Origin of the sequence: Flavobacterium sp., from assembly GCF_036515215.1 — a bacterium.
Classification (GTDB): domain Bacteria; phylum Bacteroidota; class Bacteroidia; order Flavobacteriales; family Flavobacteriaceae; genus Flavobacterium.
Genome location: NZ_DATBVQ010000173.1, coordinates 1 through 5,918, shown reverse-complemented (window position 1 = coordinate 5,918; position 5,918 = coordinate 1). Strand labels below are relative to the sequence as shown.

The following is a 5,918-nucleotide window of genomic DNA, read 5'->3' as shown; positions in this document are numbered from 1 at the left end:
AATTGATTTTCAACAACATTAAAATGATTTTTAGATTGACGGTCTTTTAACTCCTCGCCAAAACAAAAGATTACAGTCATATCATGTTCTAGGGCAGTATTTACTTTGCTGGCGATCAATGCGTCAGTTTCATGAAATATGGCTCTACGCTCTGAATGTCCAAGAATCACAATGTCGACACCAACGCTTTTTAGCATATCGGCGGAGATTTCTCCCGTAAACGCGCCACTTTCTGCTTGATGTACATTTTGGGCTGCCACTTCAATATTAGTAAACTGTAAGTGCTCTACCGCTGAAGCTAAGTTTACGAAAGTAGGCGCTACTATAACTTGTACCTCGGTCTCCGTTGGCATTTTTGCTATTAATTCATTTAGCAAATCTTCAGTTTGCTCTGCATTTTTATTCATTTTCCAGTTTCCGGCTACAATCTTCTTTCTCATTTCGGTTCGTGTTATATTTAGTTATCGTTTTTAGTTCTTATTTTAATTTTCTTAAGGTTTCGTTGATTTGGTCAAAATCAGTTTCTACGGCACGATATAAGGCAATGTTACCCGTTCTGTCCACAATGATGTATCTTGGAATCCAATCCAGGTCGATGGCGGTTCCAAAAATTCCTTTCATTTGGTCGTTCGCCATATAATGGTCTCCTTTGAGTTCGTGTTTTTCGATCCCCAGTTTCCATTTGTCGGCCGTTTTGTCCATCGAAATAAAGACAAAGTCCACATCGGGATTATTTACTTGAAGTTCTTTCACTTTTGGCATTGCTTTTATGCAATCTCCACACCATGAAGCCCAAACCTCGATTACCAGCGTTTTTCCTTCGTGTTTCTTTAAAATATCTTGAAAGCCTAGTTGGCCTCCTTCAGTAGTCAATAATGTTTCTGTCAAAGCTTCTTTTGAAAAGCTGGTTTTTTGGGCATTTGTACAAGAAAATGTAGCGAAAGCAATAAATAAAGCAAATATTTTTTTCATTTTTTATATTTTAAACAAAGTTAAACAAACAATTCGATTGAGGATTATAGATTTTTTTTTTTTGGATATGCGGGTTCATAATCACAAAACGGCCCGTTTTAGTGACAAAATTAAAATTGAAATCGTTGTAGTTGGGTCCACTTTGAGAGCTATTTTGCTATTATTAATAATTTTTTTTTAAAGCAAGCAAAATTTCGCTGGTTCAGGGTCTAGGAGAGCCTGATTTTGGGATCGAGATAGGCGTAAATGATGTCCACCAGAATGTTAATTACCACAAAAGTGGTCGAAATGATAAGAACGGAGCCCATAATGACAGGCAAGTCCAAATTATTCAACGCTTCCACAATTTCTTTGCCCAAACCATTCCATCCAAAAATAAATTCCACAAATACCGCACCCGCGAGCATCGATGCGAACCACCCCGAAATTGCCGTCACGACAGGATTAAGGGAGTTTTTTAAAGCATGTTTCCTAATGATTTGAAATTCAGACAAGCCTTTGGCTCTTGCGGTACGGATGTAATCCTGTCCGAACGTTTCCAATAAGGAATTTCTCATCAACTGTATTACGACCGCCAATGGACGTATTCCCAGTACGATTGCAGGTAAAATAATGTTTTTCCATTGGATATAGCTTCCCTCACCAAAATCATCCACTTCGTATAAACTTCCCGTCATGTTTAAATGGGTGAATTTTTGCAGCACAAATCCAAATAGCCATGCAAAAAGAATGGCGCTGAAAAAAGAAGGTATACTCATACCTAATGTACTTATTAGCGCAATCAAGCGATCAATCCAAGTGTCTTTGTGCAAAGCCGAAATGATACCGAAAATGATACCGAAAACAATGGCAATCACAATCGCAAAAAGGGCCAATATAGCTGTATTGGGTAAGGTGTTTCCGATAATTTGAGAGACCTTTTTGCCGCTTTTCGTGAAGCTTTCCCTCAAATAAGGAGTCTTGATTACAAGATCGTTTTGTCCAACGCTAAATAACGGTATCACATTGTATTTTCCCTCGCTCAAAAAGGTATAATCCGATTCTTTTTTGCTGTGGATAGAAATAGGCGAGAGGTCATTGAGATAGTATAAATATTGGGTTGAAATTGGCTTGTCAAAACCGTACTTTTTCTTTATCAAAGCCAATTGTTCCGAATTTTCATTTTGGTCCAACATCATTCTCGCAGGATCGCCAGGCAAAACGTTGAACAAGAAGAATATCACCGTAATCACCCCATAAAGGGTAAGCAGTGCGTAGCCGATTTTATTTAAAAAGTATCTTAGCATTTATTTTTTAAGTCGAAAGTCAGTATCGTAAAGTCTTAAGGAAATCCTATTTCCGACTTTAAGACTTATTTTATAGTTTCAATTTTTTAATGTCGTTATAATGCACTTTCTGTTTAATCGTTCCTTTTTCGAGAACAACGATGCTCGGGTTGGCTCTTTCAATTGTTTTTAAAGTAGTTGCATCGCAAAAGTAGAAATCGAAAGTAAGTCCATATTTTTTCTGTGCTATGGTAATTTCAGTCGGAGATGAGGCAGTCATGCCTATAACCTTATATCCTTTGGCCTTAGCTTCCTGATTTAGTTTTTCCAATTTGGTCATTCCCCCTTCTTCAGCGGTTGCCAAATCGTAAGTGACGTACATCAACAATTTTGGCTCTTTCAGCAATTCTTCTTTATAATCCGAATCCTCTTTCACCATGGTGAAATCATGGATAGGAGGAACGTATCCTTCGGTAATTACTTTGTCCTTTCGATCCACAAAAGTGGCGCCTTCCGGAATTGACATCAAGTCTTTTTCGGTGAATTCTTTATTGACACCATTCACATTGTATATGAAAATCATTTCAACAACGGATTTTGGGGCGCCTTCAGGAATTTCCATTCCCTTTTCTATATTGGTACCCACTTTATATGGCCTGAAATCAATTATTGGCAAATGATTCAGCACCCAAACCGCCATAAACATGCATAGAATTATACTTGCATAAGCAATCATATTTTGTACGGCATTTTGAAATAAAGGTTTTACTAAGTTTCTGTTTATGAACAAAATAAGGATAAAAAACAATAAGACAATATCCTTGGTGAACGATTGCCATGGGGTAAGGTGCAATGCATCGCCAAAGCAACCGCAGTCTTTCACCACGTCAAAATAAGCTGAATAAAAGGTTAGGAACGTAAAAAAAACAATCATGAGCAACAAACTCCAAATCGTGAATTTTGATTTGTAGCCAATGAGTAGCATAACACCCAATACCACTTCCAGGATAACCAAAAACAAAGCGAGTCCCAAAGTTAAGGGAACCAGAAACGGCAAATTGAATACGGGTTCACTGAAATATTCATCCAGTTTATAGGAAAACCCCACCGGATCATTCAGTTTAATTAATCCCGAAATAATGAATAGCAATCCAACGAATATCCTTGAAAATTGAGTAATTATATTTTTCATGTTTTATTGATTTTATTTGCCGAAACCCATTAAGATCAATGCAAAAACGGCATAGTTGATCATGTCTTGATAATTGGCGTCAATGCCCTCCGAAACGATTGTTTTCCCTTTATTGTCTTCGATTTGTTTGACACGAAGCAGTTTTTGCAGAATCAGATCGGTTAATGAACTCACCCGCATTTCACGCCAAGCTTCGCCATAATCGTGATTTTTATCCTCCATCAATTCCTTGGTTAACTTGATTTTCGCATCATATAATTGGGTCGCTTTTTCAACATCCAAATCTGGCTGCTCCGCCACTCCCAATTCTAATTGAATCAAAGCCATGATGGAATAATTGATGATCCCTATGAATTCGCCCGTTTCATCTTCGTTTACTTTTCGAACCTCGTTTTTTTGTAAACTTCTGATTCTTTGTGCTTTTATGAATATTTGGTCGGTTAATGAAGGCAATCTAAGTATGCGCCAGGCGCTACCGTAATCAGTCATTTTGTTGACAAAGAGCGAACGACAAATCGCAATTACGTTATCGTATTCTTGAGAAGTATTCTTCATTATTGGTGTATATTTGTCTAAAATTTTCTCAAAAATAACATATTTTTTTTTGAATGTAGAATTTTTTAAGTCTTTAAAATTGTAAACAAATGACTATTAACTGCAAAGGACAACTGATAGACTTAGCCACTCCCAAAGTAATGGGGATTTTGAATGTTACCCCCAACTCATTTTTTGATGGCGGAAAGTACAAGCCCGGACCATCCGGGGAAGCTGAAATGCTTGCTAGAGTAGAAAAAATGCTAAACGATGGTGCCACGTTCATAGACATTGGAGGATATTCCAGCAAGCCAAATGCCGAATTCGTTACCGAAGCGGAAGAGCTTGACAGAATCGTTCCCGTGGTAAAGTCAATCCTGAAATACCATCCTGAAGCAGTACTTTCCATTGACACTTTTAGAAGCGGTGTGGCTGCGGCCTGTATAGAAAATGGTGCGGCAATTATCAATGATATTGCAGCCGGTAACTTAGATGATAAAATGCTGGGAGTTGTCGCAAAATATAATGTTCCGTACATTATGATGCACATGCGAGGAACGCCACAAACGATGCAAACTTTGACGGATTACGATGATATCGTCAAAGAGATACTTTTCTACTTTTCGGAAAGAGTCCATGAAGCCAGAAGTTTTGGCATCAACGATTTGATAATAGACCCCGGATTTGGTTTTGCCAAAACCCTTGACCAGAATTATGAAGTGCTGCAAAAACTGGAATTATTTCAAATGCTCGAATTGCCATTATTGGTGGGTTTTTCAAGGAAATCCATGGTTTATAAACCATTGAATACCAGCTCGAAAGAAGCCTTGAACGGAACTACAGTTCTAAATACGATCGCCTTGACGAAAGGGGCAAAAATTTTGCGGGTTCATGACGTAAAGGAGGCAGCAGAAGCTGTTACGCTGTTCAACAAAATCAATTTATAATGATGAAATATTTTAGCCTGATTATTCTTTTTATATTATTTTCATGTGGAAATAAGGAAGATGTTTTATTGCCAAAATCGGATACCACTATTGATAGTGACATAAAAGACCATTCGCCCATCTATATTTTTTTCAGAACAAACGGGAAAGACACCTTGGCTGAAGTCAACAGGAAAAATAGCATTATCACGACCAATTGGATTTTCAATATAGACAAGCGTTTGCCTTTACGATTAGTCATTCCTGAAGTAATGAAACTGCAACAAAAAAAACGTGAAGAAAAGGCTCATAAGAATGAAAAGGCTCAAAATTATTATTCCTATGCTGACACGATCGGTAAAAATTTAGCTTTTATTCCTTTTACAAAAGTATTCTATAAATTAGAAAAACCGAAGTCAGGAATCATTGTCTTTTATACAAAAGGCAATGAAGTTTTAGTAGATGGGGTTGCCATGAAAAAAGACGAATTACAAGAGTATTTAAATAAATTACCAAGTGATAAACGAAACCAACATGTTTTTTGCTTTGATAAAGATTTAAGTTTTGGAAGTTACATTCAAGATAAAATTTTCATTGAAAGTTTAGAGCTTCCCAAATCAAAATTTGAATTAGGTGTTTTTGATCAGGAGTTTGTCTACTAGTGAAAAATAATATTTTTTAGGCCTTCAAAAAGGAACGAAAGAATCAATTAGCGCTTATTTTTGATGGTTTTATTGTTGATACAATATTTAACCAATGAAGAAGGCTTTCTTTTGCAAAAAAGAAAGCCTTTAGTTTTACAAGTTAAAATTTACGGTTTAATAATCCCAACAGCCTAAACATGCTGGATTGTCAAATTGACCTCTTATCTCTCCTTCAGGAAATGCTGTACTGTGTAAGTTTACGTAATAACGGCCTTCTTTAAGATCTGCTTCCTGTGCAGTAGTTAATGCAGGACTTGTATAAGCTATTGGAGAGGTTAAGCTAGTAAGAGGGAATACAATTGGCCCGTTAACTCCTATAGCTCCT

Annotated in this window: 8 protein-coding genes; 2 read left to right on the top strand and 6 right to left on the bottom strand. The window is 36.9% G+C overall.

Features of this window, described 5'->3' with window-relative positions; genetic code table 11:
- The 5 genes from tpiA to VIH09_RS11610 form a co-directional block, all read right to left on the bottom strand.
- A partial coding sequence (tpiA, locus tag VIH09_RS11630) for a triose-phosphate isomerase (RefSeq protein ID WP_331581140.1) occupies positions 1-440 on the bottom strand: 440 nt, incomplete at its 3' end.
- 37 nt (positions 441-477) lie between these two features.
- Positions 478-972, bottom strand: a complete 495-nt coding sequence (locus tag VIH09_RS11625) for a TlpA disulfide reductase family protein (protein WP_331581138.1) — start codon at positions 970-972, stop codon at positions 478-480.
- A gap of 209 nt (positions 973-1,181) precedes the next feature.
- Positions 1,182-2,258 (bottom strand): ABC transporter permease, encoded by a 1,077-nt coding sequence (locus tag VIH09_RS11620; RefSeq protein WP_331581136.1) that lies wholly within the window; start codon positions 2,256-2,258, stop codon positions 1,182-1,184.
- 70 nt (positions 2,259-2,328) lie between these two features.
- Positions 2,329-3,429, bottom strand: coding sequence for a BT_3928 family protein (locus VIH09_RS11615; RefSeq protein WP_331581134.1), 1,101 nt, complete (start codon positions 3,427-3,429; stop codon positions 2,329-2,331).
- Positions 3,430-3,441: 12 nt separating this feature from the next.
- Positions 3,442-3,984, bottom strand: coding sequence for a DUF1599 domain-containing protein (locus VIH09_RS11610; RefSeq protein ID WP_331581132.1), 543 nt, complete (start codon positions 3,982-3,984; stop codon positions 3,442-3,444).
- 89 nt (positions 3,985-4,073) lie between these two features.
- Between VIH09_RS11610 and folP the strand changes: the two genes are divergently transcribed.
- Both folP and VIH09_RS11600 read left to right on the top strand, forming a co-directional pair.
- Positions 4,074-4,910, top strand: a complete 837-nt coding sequence (gene folP / locus VIH09_RS11605; protein ID WP_331581130.1) for a dihydropteroate synthase — start codon at positions 4,074-4,076, stop codon at positions 4,908-4,910.
- Positions 4,910-5,551, top strand: coding sequence for a hypothetical protein (locus VIH09_RS11600; RefSeq protein WP_331581128.1), 642 nt, complete (start codon positions 4,910-4,912; stop codon positions 5,549-5,551). Before folP ends, VIH09_RS11600 begins: the two co-directional genes overlap by 1 nt.
- A gap of 156 nt (positions 5,552-5,707) precedes the next feature.
- On the opposite strand, the gene VIH09_RS11595 is transcribed toward VIH09_RS11600, so the two are convergent.
- The coding region (locus VIH09_RS11595) for a CHRD domain-containing protein (RefSeq protein ID WP_331581126.1) at positions 5,708-5,918 on the bottom strand (211 nt) is incomplete at its 5' end.

What these genes read in the sequence shown, in the direction of transcription:
- VIH09_RS11615 (WP_331581134.1), bottom strand. Translation starts at nt 3,429, where the DNA reads ATGAAAAATATAATTACTCAATTTTCAAGGATATTCGTTGGATTGCTA.
- VIH09_RS11610 (WP_331581132.1), bottom strand. Translation starts at nt 3,984, where the DNA reads ATGAAGAATACTTCTCAAGAATACGATAACGTAATTGCGATTTGTCGT.
- folP (WP_331581130.1), top strand. Translation starts at nt 4,074, where the DNA reads ATGACTATTAACTGCAAAGGACAACTGATAGACTTAGCCACTCCCAAA.
- VIH09_RS11625 (WP_331581138.1), bottom strand. Translation starts at nt 972, where the DNA reads ATGAAAAAAATATTTGCTTTATTTATTGCTTTCGCTACATTTTCTTGT.
- VIH09_RS11620 (WP_331581136.1), bottom strand. Translation starts at nt 2,258, where the DNA reads ATGCTAAGATACTTTTTAAATAAAATCGGCTACGCACTGCTTACCCTT.
- VIH09_RS11600 (WP_331581128.1), top strand. Translation starts at nt 4,910, where the DNA reads ATGATGAAATATTTTAGCCTGATTATTCTTTTTATATTATTTTCATGT.